Here is a 17,193-nt window from a genome sequence, read left to right as displayed (position 1 = left end):
TTGCTACAACAGATATTCAAAGCTTGGCTGACCATATATCCTCTTTGAGGCTTGGCAATTCCGCACTATTGGTCATGTCTAGTTGTGATTTTCGCAGTACCACTCCCAAGTCTCTTTAAGGCCCTGTTCGATGGTATATTTGCAGCCGAAGCCAGCAGAGGTGATCTTGGTCAGGTCATAAGCGCGATAGTCTTGTCCGTTCGGTTTGGACGAATCCCACTGGATCCTGTCGGAGAGGCCGGTGATTTCACCAAGGGCCTCGACAATCTCACGGATAGCGAACACTCGGCCGCTGCCGATATTGGTTGGGCCGTCGATATCGCTCATGATCAGGCAGGCGACCCGCGCCGTATCTTTCACGTACATGAAGTCACGCCGAGCCGACCCATCGCCCCAAACTACAACCGGACCGCCGTAAATCTTTGCATGATGAAACTTCTTGATGAGCGATGGGACCACATGTCCGAACTCGGTGTCGAATTTGTCGCGCGCACCGAAAAGATTGCACGAAACGACATAGCCCCATTTCAACCTATAGCTGTCTTCGTAGGCCTCCAGCATCGCCAGCATAGCACGTTTCGCGTGCGCGTAAGCACTTTCCGAACTGTGCGGCCGCCCCATGAAGATCATATCTTCTTTCAAAAGCGGACCCGGTGACGGAAAGGGATAAACGGCACCGGTTCCCATAACTGTAATTTTATCAGCAGATGAAAGATGTGAGGCCTCAACGACGTTGGTATTGATGACCACGTTATCGCGGAACGAAAGGGCCTGATTTTTCATGTTTCCCATTATGCCGTAGACTCTAGCAGCGGCATGGAAGACATATTTCGGTTTGTGAGCTTCGAATGCGGACACGGTAGCGTGACGATCCGTCAGATCGCAATCTTCCCGTCCTAGCGCAACGACGTTCTCGTAACCTTCAGAACGAAGGTGTTCCACCAGTGCGGAGCCGACAAGCCCACGCGCGCCTGTAACCAAGATAGTTTCGTCTTTTTTCATAGCTCGTCCAGACTAGAATATGCCGATCGATCAGCGAGAAAGGAAGGAATTGTTCTTACCAACACGTTCACGCCAGTAATCGAGAAGATCTGCCATAGTCCGGTCGAAGGAAATTTCAGGTTGCCAACCGGTGTGGTTCTGGAATTTCTTGGTATTAGGTACCTGCAGGTCTGCATCTATCGGCCTCAAGCGATCCGGATCAATTTCGACTTTTATGTTCTTGCAGGTCGACTGTGAAAGAAGCTTATCGAGCATTTCTCGGACCGAGCAAGTGTACGTTCCGCCGATGTTATAATAGGCGCCAGGTGTTGGGTTAACAGTGACGAGCATATAGTATGCACGCACAGCATCACGAACGTCAGCCCAAGTCCGAAGAGAATCAAGATTGCCCACGTTGACCACAGGTGGCAATTTGTTGTGCTCGATCATGGCGATCTGTTTTGCGAACGTCGATTCGGCGAAAACATCACCGCGCCTAGGACCCGTATGCGTGAACATGCGGGTAGTCATGACGGTCATCCCGTAGGCTTCGGCATAGTAGCGACCGACTAGATCGGTTCCGACCTTCGAAATCGCGTAGGGCGAAGCCGGGTGGAAGCTGCATTCCTCGTCGATGGGAAGCTTCTCCTTCGGCACTCTGCCGAAAACTTCCGAAGAGGCACAAACGTGAATCACCGCTTCTGGCGCATACTTTCGCAGTGCCCCCAGAACGCGCTCAGTCCCTTGAATGTTAGTATCCATTGTATCCAAAGGAGCAGTAAACGATGTTTTGGGATAACTTTGCGCAGCCAGATGAAAGACGTAGTCGGGATTTGCTTCCTTAACAGCATTGTCGATCGACATTGTGTCGCGCAAATCGGCGTAATGCAACCGGAAGCGATCTTTCTGGTTGATCCGATCAATGTGGGTGGTCAGGTTGTCGAGTGGGCTACGCCAACGCAGCATGCCATGAATTTCCCAATCCGTGTTCTCAAAGAGATAGTCAGCAAGATGGGAACCGACCATGCCTGTGATTCCAGTAATAAAGGCCCGCTTTGCCATGAAATTAGCTTTCTTGTTTCGTCTGCTGTTAAAGTAATACGCCGCCTTCAAAGACGTCGAGTGACGTTTAGTACTCACGCAAAACTATGCACGATACTGGCGCCGTTGTCTTCGGTCGATATCTTCACGAAATTCTTGTCGCCAAAGCGCTCACGCAACTTTTCCTGGACATGCTCCGATGCGAGAAAGAGCATAAATCCACCACCGCCAGCCCCGCACAGTTTTCCACCATACCCGCCCAACGACATAGCGGTTTCGTAAATATCATCAATGCGCGCAGAGGAGACGGCGGGCGAAAGACTTCTTTTCGTCATCCAGCCCTCACTGATAAGCTTGCCCAGTTCCGTTAACGCTGTTCGAGAATCGTTCCCTTCGAGGATCCGCACACCCTCCTCGCAAAGCTCATAGAGATGTCTCAGTTCTTTCACAATCTTGCGCTCACGTGTGTTGCTGATCTGAGTCTCCAAAGTCTCCGACGCAGAACGCTGCACGCCCGTGTAAATAAGGCACATCGACGCATTGATTGCGTCTCTGCAATCGGTTGTCATGCGCACGGGCTGAAGTGAGAAATCATTTCCATGGAACCTGTAGTGATTGAGCCCACCAAACGAAGCATGCGACTGATCCTGGATTCCACAATTTTCACGCAAAAGCTCGGTTTCAACTCTGACAGCCTCACGCATAAGGTCTAGCTTCGTTATAGAACGACCCTGGAGGTGAGAGATGAGCTTCACGAACCCGACCGTGAATGACGAAGACGATCCCAATCCTGAGCCCCCCGGCAAATCCGAGATGATGGCAATGTTCATCGGTGCGTCATACTGTCTATCCTGCAAGACAGCACGGATAACATTGTGCTTTATCTCACTAACGTTGTCGACCGCTTCAACGGTGCGATACGTAATTCGGTACTTTGTCTCCGCCACTCCTGCCATTGGTAAGGTGACGGTATAGATGAACTTGTCGATCGCCGTTCCTAGTACAGCTCCGGGAAATTCCTGAAAGTAATCCGGGTAGTCCGTTCCTCCTCCGAAGAAGCTCACGCGCAAGGGTGATTTCGCAATGGTCAGCATTCCAGAAAGCCTTTAGTAGGGTTCATTAACCGTTTGTTGCGCCGCGAACAACGGCAGCAAGATCGCACGAGTTCGCTTCGACCAGCGTGCCGGGAATGCCTGCATTCCGTGCCGCGTCTAAGTCAGATTCCTTGTCGCCAATCAGAAAACTGCCCGCCCGAGTTATCGGCCAATGCCTAAACGCATCCTCTATCATGCCGGGGTTGGGCTTTCTGTTCGAATGGTTGGCTTTGTAGCGCTCGACAACGGCATCCGGGTGGTAAGGACAAAAATAGAATGCGTCGATGTGAGCGCCGTGTCTGATAAGTTCAGCGTTCATTGCTGCATGAAAGCGATGCACAGCCGCCTCGTCATAATATCCACGAGCCACACCTGCTTGATTGGAGATAACTATGACGTAATATTTCCCTCTATTGAGCGCCCGTATCCCGTCGATCGCGGTTGGCGTAAAAATGAGATCTTTTACGGCGTGGGTATAGCCGTTATCAACATTGATAACGCCATCACGGTCGAGAAATGCTGCAGGCCGGGAAATCGCGCCAATCAGTTCGGCGCTCGCCTGACCATAGCTTTCAGGAAGTCCGATATCAATAAAATAACCTTCACCGGCGCGCGCCTCTAGGCTGCCAGAAGCAACCCATAATGGAAAAACATCCGCTTCTATTGATGCAGGGAATGCTATATTAGCGTCAGTGATAGCATCTCGTCGAAGCAAACAAACGCCGCTGTTAATCATTTGTCGGCCGCTGTCGGGCCGTTTCTCGAGAAATGCTTGGACAATGCCGTCCTTATCGACATGCACTATCCCATAGCGCGACGCATCCTCTATTTCACACAAAAGGAGGCGGCCGTTGGAGCAAGATCTCATCGCCTGTCCGAGTAATGTGCTCAAATCCGCATCAAACAATGAATCTCCGTTAGACATGACAAAAAATTCATCTAGGTGTTCAACTGCAAACGCCAAAGCTCCAGCCGTGCCAAGAGGACGGGGCTCAACTATTACGGTTAGGTCGACATCGTAAAGGCTCTTGCCGTGATAACGATCCACCACCATCTCACCCTTGTATCCCGCAACCAAAACGATCCTGCGTATGCCATAACGGGAAAGATGACGAATAATATGCTCAAGAAACGGACGCCCGCCAATCTCGACCATTGGCTTTGGACAGTCGAAACCCATTGATCGCAATCGCGTACCCTGTCCGCCGACAAGGAGGACTGCCTGCTCAACCATCATGGACAACTCTAACCTATTTTATCAACTGAATCCGACGGAAAAACTAGGGATCAACATGACTACTGCCTAATAAAACATCAAGCTCTCCTGGATCTCTAGGTGCCTTAAAGCAATCAATGAGAAGTTGTCAACCTTGAATAGAAATTGCCACCTGAAAGGACAACGGCCCTTTCGATTATGCCTAATTGGTGACCTTTAGCGATGCCTGAGACTTGCCCGAATGCCTCGTCCATAATAACATCGCTTCATCTCCCACTCAGGGAGCGTCCGTTAAGTTCCGCCGTATAAATTGCTGAGGCACACCATTCCCGCGCACCGGTTCATTGATTTGGCTGACATAGCTCAGACTCTATAAACGCACAAATCAGATGGCCAATTACGATATGCACTTCCTGAATATGATTGGTCTTGGTATGTGGAACAGCGATCAGGACGTCGGAAAGCGGCCTCATCTTACCGCCGCCTTGGCCAGTCAATCCGATCGTGCCAAGGCCAAGCGAACGCGCGGCTTCAAACGCCTCAACCACATTCGCACTGTTGCCGCTTGTCGACAGTCCGAAGACAACGTCGCCCTTCTGAGCGATACCGCGAAGCTGGCGCGAAAACACCTTCTCAAATCCATAATCATTGCCAATCGCGGTCAACGCTGACGTATCGACAGTGAGCGATAATGCCGGGAGCGGATTTCGATCGAGCAGAAAGCGCCCCATTAGTTCGGCTGCCAAATGCTGAGCATCCGCCGCTGAACCGCCATTCCCACAAAATATGATTTTGCCGCCATTACGCAAAGCCGAAATGCAGAGATCCGCGGCACGGTCAATCTCGGCAGCAAGCACTTGGGAAGCCTGCAAGGCTTTTTCCGTTTCGGAAAAATAATCCATCACATCATCTCGGCGACTTGATTGTTTAACCGGCTGATCCATATTTCTCGTCCTGATTATAGATGATTTTGACTTAATCTTACGGCTTTAGTGATGAGGCTTGTAAATCGTCCGCGCGATCACTGCAATCCGCATGCCCGCACAAAAACTTGCTCTGTCGCAAAAATCGAGGATTAAGGGCGCTATTCCGGCTTGAAATTATGGGCCCACGTCCGAAATGTAGGTATTGTGAATATCCGCGAGTCTCAACAGCAGGCGCGATAAACGCGATCAAGTAGGAGGCGGCTCGGCTTGAACGTTTCTCTAAGCGGATTTCCGCCCCAGTTATGCCGCCATCTTCTTGGCGTTAACGCCGTTGAGGAGCTTGATCGGGGCCGGTTGAATGAAGCTTTTGCTCGGCGTGTCGTTGGAAAGAGCCACCCTTGTCAGACGGGGGGGGGGGTGTAAAATAGTCGCTCTTTGACGTAGCATATCCAACAATCGATAATGAGAGAATCGAAATTCAGCAAAGCCAAGTTGCATTCGTTGAAAGAGCCACACGGATAGCAATTCAATTTCGCCAACCATCAAAAGTAAATGAGTTGGATATGCATGCCCCCCGGAAAGTATAACATGGACTTAATATCCTCTACACAATTTATTTGCAATAATTCTTCTACTTATGCCAGCGAAAATTACCGTTGTAACTAAACGAAGATATAACAACGACTAAGAAATTATAAATTCTTCTTATTATTGTATAATTAGCGCGAATATTAAATTTAACATATTAAGCCTGACCCGAAAATACGGCTTTTTTGGGGAAGTGAGGCCGATAATTCTAATCGCACATTGGCTGCGATTCCGCCTGACATGACGATATTGACAGACAGAATGAGGGGGACTATTTGCTAGCGACCAATGTGGGTCACACATAGCTCCAAATTGGAGCTTCTAGTCCTTGGAAGCGCAGGTTTTTGTCCGACTATCTTCCTCTGTATTCTGCGCATACCCGCAGCGAGAATTGATGGTGCTACAGGGTGACAACAAATGACATGCGGGGTGACACGACAATGACCTTTGCTATGCGATGAGCAGGTATTGCTTCGGAACGTTATTATCTTGAATTTGCAAGGATATTGCAGTGATCGGATCATTTTTGTCGCCAAACGACAAAAGGCTGCTAACGCGGCTATTTAAGGAAAACTTCAAGAAACACGTTGGCTGGTATTCTGCAGCAATCGCCGCAATGCTCGTCGTCGCTGGCATGACATCACTTAGCGCGTGGATAATGCGTGATATCGTCAACAGTGTGTATTTGAAGCAAGGCTTCGACGTAGTCCTTCAGATTGCCATTGCAGTTGCAGCCATTTTCATAGTGAAGGGTCTCGCCACCTTCGTTCAGAGCTACTATCTGAGCAAGGCAGGCAACAGCATCGTCGCCGAACAGCAACGTAAAATCTATGATCGACTTCTGAAACAGGGTGTGTCCTTCTTTCAAAACCTGCCATCTTCCGAACTGCTTGTTCGCGTCACCTATAACGCCCAGGCTGCGCGTAGCGTTATCGACACAATCGTCACGTCCTTCGTTCGTGACCTTTTCTCCCTCCTCGGCTTGATCGTCGTCATGTTCGCCCAGAACTTCCTTCTGAGCGCGATTTCCATGATTATCGGACCTTTGGCGATCTTGAGCGTTCGTCTTGTGCTGAGGCGCGTTCGGAAAATTATGGAGGCAGAACTTGCTTCATTAGGGGAAATCGTCAACGTCGTACAGGAGACCAGCATTGGTGTTCGCGTCATCAAGGCGTTTTCTCTGGAAAACCTGATGCGCCAACGCATGAATAAAGCTGTCTCGGACGTCGAGCAGCGTGCAAATGGTATTGCGAAGCTCGAAGCAGCAACTAGTCCTATTATGGAGACCTTGTCAGGCTTGGCAATTGCGGTTGTTATTGCTGTATCCGGCTATACAGTTCTAGAAAAAGGTGGATCGCCGGGTGACCTGATGGCGTTCATCACAGCGCTTCTACTAGCCTACGAGCCTGCAAAACGACTCGCGCGTATGCGCGTGCAAATTGAGAGTGGGATGATTGGTGTGCGGATGATGTTCGAGGTCCTCGATGCTCCGCTAACGCTAACAGAGAAGAAGGACGCAGTAATACTCCCCAAGGCGAGTGGCGATGTTGAGCTCAAGAACGTCAGCTTCGAGTATGTGTCTGGTCAGCCTGTTTTAAAAGATGTCTGTGTCAGATTCGAGGGCGGCAAGATGACGGCGTTGGTGGGCCCCTCGGGCAGCGGCAAATCAACAATCATCAACCTCATGATGCGCCTCTACGACCCACAGAACGGTTCTGTCGAAATCAATGGCATGGATCTGCGCGATGTTTCTTTTGCCAGCCTCCGTGAACACGTTTCTTATGTCGGTCAGGAAACCTTCCTCTTCTCGGGTACGGTGAGACACAATATCTCCGTGGGTCGCGATAATGCGACAGAGGAAGAGATCGTCGCTGCAGCCCAAGCGGCAAATGCGCATGATTTCATCATCAAGATGCCAAACGGATACGATACAAGGCTCGGTGAAAATGGGTCTGGCCTCTCTGGTGGCCAGCGACAGCGCGTGGCAATTGCACGCGCAATGCTTCGAGACGCAGATATTCTGATCCTCGATGAAGCGACTAGTGCACTTGATTCCGAATCCGAGTCACTTGTCCGTGATGCGTTGGAGCGTCTTACGCTCAACAAGACTTCCATCGTCATCGCCCATCGTCTTTCTACCATCAACCGCGCCGACAAGATCGTCGTTATGGACAACGGCGAAGTGGTCGAGCAGGGAAGCCGGCGTGAATTGCTGGCGAACGATGGTCTTTACAAGCGGCTTCATAGCATCCAATTCGATGCAGACGTCGCTTAATACAGTGATAAAATCCAGTGGCCTCCCCGACCGTATGGCTCGATTGGGAGAAAGTCCTGCACGAACGCGGAATTCCGATGTGTGGCGCAGCGCTAGGGGACCGGCCGGTCTCTGTGCTATCGTATCCATTTAACCTTGCCGCGCTGAAATGATCCATTTTGAAGTAAGCTCTGGCACAAAGAAAAACCAGAGAACGAGGGTGATGCGGTTCACGAACTAAGAGAGTATCGGTCTTCTGAAGGGAGCACGAGGCTAGCACGCCGGTCTCGGAGCTTTGCCGTAAACACGGCGTCAGCGATGCCAGGATCTATAGATGGAAGGCCAAGTTTGGCTGCATGGGTGTATCGGAGCCGGGCGGCTGAATGCGCTTAAAGACGAGAACACAAAGCCGAAGCGGCTTGCAGCGGACGCGATGCTTAACAATGCCGTGTTGAAAGACCTTTTGGGAAAGACGCTGTGACGCTCACCGCAAGACGGGCAGAAGGTTCCGGCTTTGGCAGTCGTCGACGCTTGCACCAGAAACTGCCTGACGAGCGTTGCCGATACATCATTTTCCGGTCTGCGGATTGTCCGTGAGTTGGGCCGGATCGTAGAGGGGTTGTCAAGCTGCAGATGATCGTCAGCGACAATGGCAGCGAGCTCACCAGCAACGCGATCCTGTCATGGACAGATCGGACAAACGGAATGGTGCTATATTGCGCCTGGCAAGCCGATCCAGAACGCCTTCATCGGAAGCTCCGATGGGCGGCTGTGAGAGAAACACTGAATAATACTCCCTTCTCGTCACTTACTGACGCTCGATCGGTGCTTTCAAACCGGCGCAGTCATTACAACGATTATCGATCACACTCAGACCTCGGATGGCTGGCACCCGCCGAGTTCGCTTAGGCAATCAACCCGGCACGTGATCCGTTGCTGCGCAACCAGAATGGTTCCGCACCGCAGCACGCCGCTACTGCCGCAAGTACAACAACCTGACACCGCCGGAGCGAATTTAACACCTGATAAAACTCGGGGGCCAAGTCGAATTCTGACCGAGAAGATTGATAGACTTACGCTGAGGCTTCGACAGACGACAGGGAATGAAGAGCTGGGCCGTCTTGCTTCCGGCGCCGGTCAGCGAGCGCCGGCACTATCTTTCGCATTCCTCCCAATCCCGCGTATTCAAGAGCGGTCAGAATTTTACTGATTTGTTGAGGCTTTGTGCCAAGGCAACGGTCACTGGTGAAACAACCGATTTCAACAAGGTGCGACAGAACGATATCGAGAAGCTTCAGACCGCATCACGAGATCTGACATACGATCGATAAAATTACTCGTTCGCGGAAGGGCACCAAAATCTTGCAAACGGGACATCGAAAGCCGCCCTACCCGTCTGTTACGCAGACCCCGCTAGCTCCCTTTGGCGAGGTCGATCGCGAGGATATTAACTGCTGTCATCTGCTCTCGCTGTGTCGGCGACAGCATGGCGTGAACCAAGCATCGTGCACCGATGCCGGCCAAAAGCGGCATTCATCCAATCAATTCGGTGCTTAGCTCGACTCTCGCTTTCAGAGCCGAAAGGGCGGAAAATTACTAGCTTTCGTCGTTTCCACAACAATTTATGAACCATCAGAGGATCGAATTGCCAACCACTGTTTTTAGTGACAAAACGTCGGAAAGAGAATTCCTGAAAGTCGTCAATTATCGAGGCAGCATGTCAAATGTTAATACAGCAACCAAATCTGGGCCTCCTTGGACGGACAGCATGGGGCAATCCCCTTGGCTCGGTAAGGTCAGGACATATGAAGAATACCAACAATTGAGGTTGCCTCGTTGGATTGATCCATTCAAAATAAAGCCAGCGCACGACATCATACTCGACGGCTTCAATGGTCTGGGAGGCTTCGAGACAACCTTTCGTCTCGGACTCGAATTATGGCTGGAAGGTCATGGATTCCTTTACCGAGAAGCCTTGAGCTGTAACAAAACCAGCCTAAACGCTCGCATGAGGGCGTCGCTTCAATACCTATTCGAGGTGTTCAATCCGCAGCCTGATCAATCTGTTTATATAACGGAGCAGGTGACGCCGATGTTTCAAGAGCTCTCTCGCGATTTTGCCAATATTATCGGCAGCGAATATCTCCTGGATACGCCGCTTGGCGAAAAGAAAGACGGTGTCCTGTGCCAGGACATCATGAATTTAACATTTGACGATAACGTCTTCGATTTCGTCTTGAGTTTCGATGTTATTGAACACGTTCCTGATTATCGAAAAGCTTTCCGCGAGATATATCGCACCTTAAAGCCCGGTGGAGTCCTATTTTTCACTGTTCCGATTACTTTGACATCGCGCGTAAGCCACGTCAGAGCAAAGATTGACGAAAAAGGTGAGCTTATTCACCTTCTACCCGAAGAATACCACGGTAACCCTCTCGGCCCACCGTCACTTTGCTTTACGAGTTTCGGGTTTGATCTCCTCGACGACATGCGTCAATGTGGTTTTTCTGACTGCTATGCAGAACTGTACGCAAACATCGAACTTGGATACTGGGGCGAGGCTCAGCCTATGTTGGTCGCGGTCAAGTAAGTCGTCAGCTTTGTCTATAAGGCGACATGGTGGGGTCTGCTTCGCTTTTGGCGCGACACTTCTGCTCCCCACTAAGGCATGACAAACAGGTACTAGTTTAAGATTTACCTCGTCGATAAACATTGCCGCGGTATTTTGATCCAACACGACATCAAGATGCGACTTCAGAATATTGAGCCAGAGCGCAGATTCGTGAGTGCTTGATGGCCTTGGCAGACTGCGTCAACTCGTGACAGCATCTCGCGCATGAGATCATCAGGAGACATGAGCGGAATGACGGCAATCGGAGAACTGGCAGAGAATTTTGCAGAGGCAAGCCGAGAGGGCGCGAGAATTCCTCTGGCAGAGCTTGAGGCCGAGGGTCTCGTTCCCGGCAGCCTTTTAGAGGCCATGGCGGTTCAGCGGGCTTTTGCTGCAAACTGGGCAACGCCGGTCGCCGGCTGGAAACTGGCGATCCGGCCGGATGGCGGGGCTGTTGGGGCACCGATTTTCGATTGTGTTAGGGTCGACGACGCCAATCTCGCTTCTTTTCCTGAAGATGGCACCGAAGGTGTCGAAGTCGAGATTTGCTTCACGCTTTCCGCCGACATCCCTGCTTCAACCGCTGGGCGGATGACAAGGACCGACCTAGCAGGATTTATCGACAAGGTTCATCTTGGCGCCGAACTCCTTCGCTACAGGCTGGTGGAGAAAAACCAGGTGCCGTTTCCGCTCTTTCTGGCGGATCGGCTCGCCAACCACGGCTTCGTCATCGGCCCGGAACTGGACGAAGGCATCGTGGAGGTCTTTACCGGGAACAGCGAGGACCTGCTGCAGCTCACCGTTACAGAGGGAACGGTGTCGCTGTTCGATGCCAAGGTCAAGCATCCGAATGGTGATCCGCTTGCGCCGCTTGTCGCCTTCGCCAATTCGGCATTCAACACCGGCGACATGCTGAAGGCTGGCAATGTCGTGACGACGGGTAGCCTTTGCGGTGCGATACCAAGCGCACTTGCTGGCGACACGCGCGTAAGGCTGGAATCGGCTGGTGCTTTCACACTCTCAGGTCCGAAACGATAGCCTTCGCTCCTCAGGCTGCTACCGTCTTCCGCCAGCCTGAGGCCTTAATCCCACTCACGCCTTTTATGGCACGTGGAACGTCACTTCACCCGCCCATACTCGCCGAGAAAATCGAGCAGGGCCCGAATACGTGCCGGAAGCGGTCCCCGTTGGCCGACATAAACGGCATGAAACATCTCCGTCTCACCCGTATCGAGATGATCGAGGACCGGGATCAGACGGCCGGCGGCGATATCCTCTCGCACGGTAAAAGCCGAAAGGCGAACCAGACCGACACCGGCAAGGGCAAGACGGCGAAGACCCTCGCCATCGCTCACCTGCACGCGTCCCGTCGCCGGAATAACGACGGTCTTTCCGGCGTCTCGCAACGGCCAGCCGTCGATTGATCGGGCGTAGCCGAATCCAAGGCGGTTGTGATCTTCGAGATCGGCTATTGTCTGTGGAATGCCATGACGCTCCAGATAATCCCTGGAGGCCGCGATGATCATTCTCGTCTCACCGAGCTTGCGGGCAACAAGCGTTGAGCTTTTCAGTGGTCCCGCGCGCACGGCCACATCCGTGCGTTCCGCAAGCAGGTCAACCACCAGATCCGTCTGGACGATATCAAGCGTGATGCCTGGATGGAGCGCCAGAAACCGTGGCAGGATGGGTGCAAGAATATGCGCTGCATAGGATGCGCTGGTGTTTATCCGCACGCGGCCGAGAGGCCGTTCACCTTCCCCGGCGGCGCGTTCGGCCTCTTCAAGATCGGCGAGGATACGGGCGGCCCGTTCATAGAAGGCGCAGCCCTCGGGGGTGATCTGAAGCTGACGGGTGGAACGGTTGAGCAGGCGTGCACCAAGGCGGCTTTCCAGCCGCGCGATCAGCTTGCTTACGGCGGAAGGCGTCATGTTAGCCGCAGCCGCCGCGCGGGAAAAACCACCAAGCTCAACGACCCGTACGAAGATCTCCATCTCCCCTGCCCGGTTGATCTCCAGTCGCGCCATGATGACTTCATCTCACAAGTGATAATAGTTTCGGCATTCTATTTCATTGAAGAGCAGGCGTCTATCTTAAGATAGCGATTGCAACACAGCGCAGTCTTCACCCGTCAGATCACGAATGGACGGGCAGAAGGCCACGCCGCGACGTGCCGCCTACGACCATTTTGGAACAACAAAGGAACGACCCATGGAATATCGCCAGCTTGGCAAATCCGGTCTGAAAGTGCCGGTCTTGAGTTTCGGCACCGGAACCTTCGGCGGCTCCGGCCCGCTCTTCAGCAACTGGGGCAATTCAGATGCGGCAGAAGCCCGACGCCTGATCGATATCTGTCTGGAAGCAGGCGTCAACCTCTTCGATACCGCCGATGTCTATTCCAATGGCGCATCGGAGCAAGTGCTCGGCGAAGCCGTCAAGGGAAGGCGCGACAGAGTTTTGATCTCGACGAAGACCAGCCTGCCGATGGGCGACGGGCCGAACGAGGCCGGCTCGTCCCGCTTCCGGCTGCTGCGTGGGGTGGATTACGCCCTGCGCCGCCTTAAGACCGATTATATCGATATCCTTCAGCTCCACGCCTACGATGCCTTCACGCCGGTTGAGGAAGTGCTCTCGACGCTCGATACGCTCGTCCGGTCGGGCAAGGTGCGATATACCGGCGTCTCGAATTTTTCCGGCTGGCAGATCATGAAGTCGCTCGCGGTCGCCGATCGATATGGCTGGCCGCGTTATGTGGTCAACCAGGTCTATTACTCGCTTGTTGGCCGCGACTACGAGTGGGATCTGATGCCGCTCGGGGCGGATCAGGGTCTTGGCGCCATGGTCTGGAGCCCGCTTGGATGGGGGCGATTGACCGGAAAAATCCACCGCGGCACGCCGCTGCCTGAGGGTAGCCGCCTGCATAAGACCGCCAGCTTCGGCCCGCCGGTAGATGATGAACATCTCTACCGCGTGATCGATGCGCTCGAAGCTGTCGCGCAAGAAACCGGCAGGACGGTGCCGCAGGTCGCCCTCAACTGGCTGGTCAGACGCCCGACTGTTTCCACGGTCATCATCGGCGCGCGCAATGAGGAACAGCTTCGCCAGAACCTCGATGCCGTGGGATGGGAACTGACGTCCGCACAGGTAGCGACGCTGGACGAGGCCAGCGAGACGACTGCTCCCTATCCACATTTCCCATATCAGCGCCAAGAGGGCTTTGCCCGGCTTAATCCACCGGCCGTAGCACGTAGGACTATGCCGTTCTAAGGCAGGGTCAGGCCGCCTGAACGACGGGCGGCCTGACAAATGCGGAGCTTCAGGCGGCTTTGTTGGCGGAGCCTGCGTCCACCCGGCCCGAAAACCAGTTCGCCAGGATTGCGCCGGAAATATTGTGCCAGACGCTGAAAATGGCGCTCGGAACCGCGGCGAGAGGCGAAAAATAGGCCGTGGCAAGTGCTGCGCCAAGGCCCGAATTCTGCATGCCCACCTCGATCGCAATGGCCTTGCGCTTGGCAAGCGACAGGCCCGTTGCCTTTGCCGCGAGGTAACCGAGCAGATAGCCAAGGCCGTTGTGCAGAACCACGACGGCAAAAATCATCAGCCCGGACTGGGCGATAGATGCCTTGGATCCTCCGACCACCGCCGAAACAATGAGGACGATGCCGATGACGCTTACCAGCGGCAATGCCGGAACGGCGGTCTTGACGAGACCGGGAAGCAGCTTCTGTAGAGCGGCGCCGAGAGCGAGCGGAACCAGAACGACCTTGACGATGCTGAGGAACATCGCCCAACCGTCGACGGGCAGGAACTGGCTTGCGAACAGCCAGACGAGGAATGGCGTCACCAGCGGCGCCGCGAGCGTGGTGACCGAGGTGCAGGCGACCGACAGCGCGACATCGCCCTTGGAGAGATAAGTCATGACATTGGAAGAAGTGCCGCCCGGGCAGCAGCCAACCAGAATGACGCCAGCCGCGACTTCCGGCGGCATGGGAATGATAAGCGTCAGCAGCACGGCCAGAAACGGCATGATGAGAAACTGGCCGAGCACGCCGATCGTCACATCGAAGGGCCTTTTCACGACCTCCCTGAAGTCATCGACCGAAAGTGTGAGACCCATGCCGAACATGATGATTGACAGAAGCGTGACGATCCACGGCGCGATCTGCTTGAACGTATCCGGAAAGAAAAAGCCGAGGACGGCGAACAGGATGACCCAGATGGCAAAAGTCTTGCCCACGAAAGCCGAAACGGCTGCCAGCGTTTTCATGTCTAAACTCCCATAAAGAACACCGCAGCCCGTCTATCCTCCAAGGAGTTCGTGTCAAGGCCAAACCAGGCGGCGTCGTACCCCTCCTCAAACTCACAGCTGCCCACAGCTGTCTCGCGAAAATCCGGATTGGCGCGGTGCGAGAGACCTGTGCCCCGCCGCGCAGATGATCGATGGAATCCGGAAAGGTGATCAGAACCTGTAGGTGACACCGAGTACAGGCCCGCTCAATCGGGACTCAAAAACATAACCATCGTCTGAATAATCGACATCGAGCACCTTGTAGCCGGCCGAGACCGACAATGAGTCGGTAAAGATGTAGTTGACCGTCGCCAAGGCGGACCAGGTGAGATCGGATCCCGCGCCAAAGCCGCCGATATCCACCTGCCCCTGAACGGACAGCTTATCCGTCAGGCTGAAAAAAGCGCGTGCGCCGATGACGGGATCTATCCAGCCAAAACTTTCCTTGTGGGCGGCGGACACGCTGCCGATTAGGGGATGGCTGGCGGTCACCGCCACCTCATTGGAAATATGCCAGAAGCGAGCCCCGGCCAGCGCGTCCAGCGAAAATCCATCTGCGTCAACGATGCGGTACCCGGCCTGCAGCGTCGCCATGAATTCCTGCGTGTCGACATCTGCATCGATTGCAGCGCCGGCCGGCAAAGTTGGTAAACCGGGAATCTGCAGCGCTGGCAGCGGCCCGGCCGCTTTGTTGTCCGTAGTATCGACATACATGATGTCGCCGGAAAGGATGATGCGGTCATAACGGCCCCAGACGTTAAGAAACCCGCCGAAGTTGAGATCCTCCATCACGTCGGAGAAGGATTTTTCGACATGAAGCGTCGGCGCCCGCCGGAACGGCGAGATGTTGCCGTTCAAACCAGTGGCCCATAGATAACCCGTGGCCTGAAACGCCCAATCGGCTCCATCAACCGTTGCGGGCGCGGCACGAACCTCATCCGCGCCTGAGGCCGCAGTTGCGGAAAAGGCCACAAAGACCGAAAAAACCGATAATTTTAGCAATGCCTTCTCCCCAACTAATTGCCCGTAGCTAAACCTATTTGACTCCCGCCAACAAGTCCGATCTTCTATCATACGCTGTATCTTGTACCGAAAGCACCGGAGACGTTTAAATGCGCCCGAAGACCCTGCCGCTTTTCTCTGCCTTCACCGCCGCCATGTTTTCCATTGCCACGCTCACCACGTCAGTTGCGCAAGCCTGCACGCGTTTCGTTTATTTGGGCGAGAATAATCAGGTAATGACGGCCCGTTCGATGGACTGGAAAACGGATGTGGGGACAAATATCTGGGTTTTCCCCCGCGGCATGGACCGTTCCGGTGAGGCCGGTCCGAATTCCATAAAATGGACCTCTAAATATGGCAGCGTCATCGCATCGGGTTACGACATTTCCACGACGGACGGCGTGAACGAGGCAGGCCTGGCGGCCAACGTTCTCTGGCTCGTTGAGTCGAGTTATCCCGTCTATGACGGGAAATCTCCGGGCTTGTCCATCGCAGCATGGGCGCAATATGTGCTCGACAATTTCGCGACCGTGGAGGAAGCGGTGCGTGCGCTCGAGAAAAACCCGTTCACGATCGTGACTGATAATGTCCCCGGCGAAGAGCGTCTGGCGACACTGCATCTATCGCTCTCCGATGGGAGTGGCGACAGTGCGATCGTTGAATATATCGATGGCAAGCAGGTCATCCATCACGGCCGCCAGTATCAGGTGATGACTAATTCGCCGACTTTCGACCATCAGTTGGCATTGAACGAATACTGGAAGCAGATTGGCGGCACCGTCATGCTGCCGGGCACGAACCGCGCGTCCGACCGTTTCGCCCGCGCATCCTTTTACGCAAACGCAATACCCAAAAGCGAAAACCCGGTCGAAGCCATCGCCAGCGTGTTCAGTGTCATCCGTAACGTCTCCGTTCCTTACGGCATCACGACCCCGGACCAGCCGAACATATCCTCCACCCGCTGGCGCACGGTGATCGATCACAAGCGCAAGCTCTATTTCTTCGAATCCGCACTGACACCGAATATTTTCTGGATCGACCTGACGAAGCTCGATCTTTCCAAAGAGACGGGTGCAGTGAAGAAACTCGACCTCGGCGCCAATCAGATCCATATCTATTCCGGCATGGCGAATGACAGCCTGAAGGAGACTCAACCTTTCAAATTTCTGGGGCTTTGAGTCTCATCCTGGCCGCT

General features: G+C 53.6%; 13 protein-coding genes and 1 pseudogene. 6 read left to right on the top strand and 8 right to left on the bottom strand.

Translation table 11 applies throughout. The annotated features are described in order from the left end of the window. Nucleotides 1–78: 78 nt before the first annotated feature. From BTN45_RS22930 to BTN45_RS22910, 5 genes are all read right to left on the bottom strand, one after another. Entirely contained in the window at nt 79–1,002 is a 924-nt protein-coding gene (locus BTN45_RS22930) for an NAD-dependent epimerase/dehydratase family protein (protein WP_207591258.1), read from the bottom strand. A gap of 30 nt (nt 1,003–1,032) precedes the next feature. Then, nucleotides 1,033–2,043 carry a GDP-mannose 4,6-dehydratase gene (locus BTN45_RS22925; RefSeq protein WP_207591256.1) on the bottom strand — a complete coding sequence of 337 codons (1,011 nt, stop codon included), beginning with the start codon at nt 2,041–2,043 and terminating at the stop codon, nt 1,033–1,035. Nucleotides 2,044–2,117: 74 nt separating this feature from the next. Continuing rightward, nucleotides 2,118–3,116, bottom strand: a complete 999-nt coding sequence (locus BTN45_RS22920; protein WP_207591254.1) for a hypothetical protein — start codon at nt 3,114–3,116, stop codon at nt 2,118–2,120. Nucleotides 3,117–3,141: 25 nt separating this feature from the next. After that, nucleotides 3,142–4,353, bottom strand: a complete 1,212-nt coding sequence (locus BTN45_RS22915; RefSeq protein WP_207591252.1) for an HAD-IIIA family hydrolase — start codon at nt 4,351–4,353, stop codon at nt 3,142–3,144. 320 nt (nt 4,354–4,673) lie between these two features. Further along, complete coding sequence (locus tag BTN45_RS22910; protein WP_246751725.1) at nt 4,674–5,276, bottom strand: D-sedoheptulose 7-phosphate isomerase; 603 nt, start codon at nt 5,274–5,276, stop codon at nt 4,674–4,676. 1,081 nt (nt 5,277–6,357) lie between these two features. Between BTN45_RS22910 and BTN45_RS22905 the strand changes: the two genes are divergently transcribed. The 4 genes and pseudogenes from BTN45_RS22905 to BTN45_RS22890 all read left to right on the top strand — a co-directional run bounded on the left by BTN45_RS22905 (nt 6,358) and on the right by BTN45_RS22890 (nt 11,749). Then, nucleotides 6,358–8,121, top strand: a complete 1,764-nt coding sequence (locus BTN45_RS22905) for an ABC transporter ATP-binding protein (protein WP_207591250.1) — start codon at nt 6,358–6,360, stop codon at nt 8,119–8,121. 226 nt (nt 8,122–8,347) lie between these two features. Then, nucleotides 8,348–9,099, top strand: a pseudogene (locus BTN45_RS22900) (integrase core domain-containing protein). A gap of 646 nt (nt 9,100–9,745) precedes the next feature. Next, entirely contained in the window at nt 9,746–10,690 is a 945-nt protein-coding gene (locus BTN45_RS22895; RefSeq protein ID WP_207591248.1) for a class I SAM-dependent methyltransferase, read from the top strand. A 273-nt stretch (nt 10,691–10,963) separates the two neighbouring features. Then, nucleotides 10,964–11,749: a 2-keto-4-pentenoate hydratase gene (locus tag BTN45_RS22890; RefSeq protein ID WP_207591246.1), complete on the top strand. Its 786-nt coding sequence runs from the start codon at nt 10,964–10,966 to the stop codon at nt 11,747–11,749. 80 nt (nt 11,750–11,829) lie between these two features. Here the strand turns inward: BTN45_RS22890 and BTN45_RS22885 are convergent, their stop codons facing one another. Beyond that, nucleotides 11,830–12,735: a LysR family transcriptional regulator gene (locus tag BTN45_RS22885; RefSeq protein ID WP_207591243.1), complete on the bottom strand. Its 906-nt coding sequence runs from the start codon at nt 12,733–12,735 to the stop codon at nt 11,830–11,832. A gap of 184 nt (nt 12,736–12,919) precedes the next feature. Here BTN45_RS22885 and BTN45_RS22880 point away from each other — a divergent pair, with 184 nt between their 5' ends. Further along, a complete protein-coding gene (locus BTN45_RS22880) occupies nt 12,920–13,975 on the top strand; it encodes an aldo/keto reductase (RefSeq protein WP_207591241.1) in 1,056 nt (351 codons plus the stop codon). A 49-nt stretch (nt 13,976–14,024) separates the two neighbouring features. On the opposite strand, the gene BTN45_RS22875 is transcribed toward BTN45_RS22880, so the two are convergent. Both BTN45_RS22875 and BTN45_RS22870 read right to left on the bottom strand, forming a co-directional pair. Further along, complete coding sequence (locus BTN45_RS22875; protein ID WP_035208230.1) at nt 14,025–14,975, bottom strand: bile acid:sodium symporter family protein; 951 nt, start codon at nt 14,973–14,975, stop codon at nt 14,025–14,027. A 192-nt stretch (nt 14,976–15,167) separates the two neighbouring features. Then, complete coding sequence (locus BTN45_RS22870; protein WP_035208339.1) at nt 15,168–15,968, bottom strand: hypothetical protein; 801 nt, start codon at nt 15,966–15,968, stop codon at nt 15,168–15,170. 140 nt (nt 15,969–16,108) lie between these two features. Here BTN45_RS22870 and BTN45_RS22865 point away from each other — a divergent pair, with 140 nt between their 5' ends. Then, nucleotides 16,109–17,176, top strand: a complete 1,068-nt coding sequence (locus BTN45_RS22865) for a linear amide C-N hydrolase (protein WP_035208229.1) — start codon at nt 16,109–16,111, stop codon at nt 17,174–17,176. Nucleotides 17,177–17,193: the final 17 nt, after the last annotated feature.

The organism is Rhizobium sp. ZX09, assembly GCF_017357485.1.
GTDB classification, from domain to species: domain Bacteria; phylum Pseudomonadota; class Alphaproteobacteria; order Rhizobiales; family Rhizobiaceae; genus Agrobacterium; species Agrobacterium pusense.
Note: the sequence above shows the minus strand (reverse complement) of the source record. Positions and strands in the feature narration are given on the sequence as shown.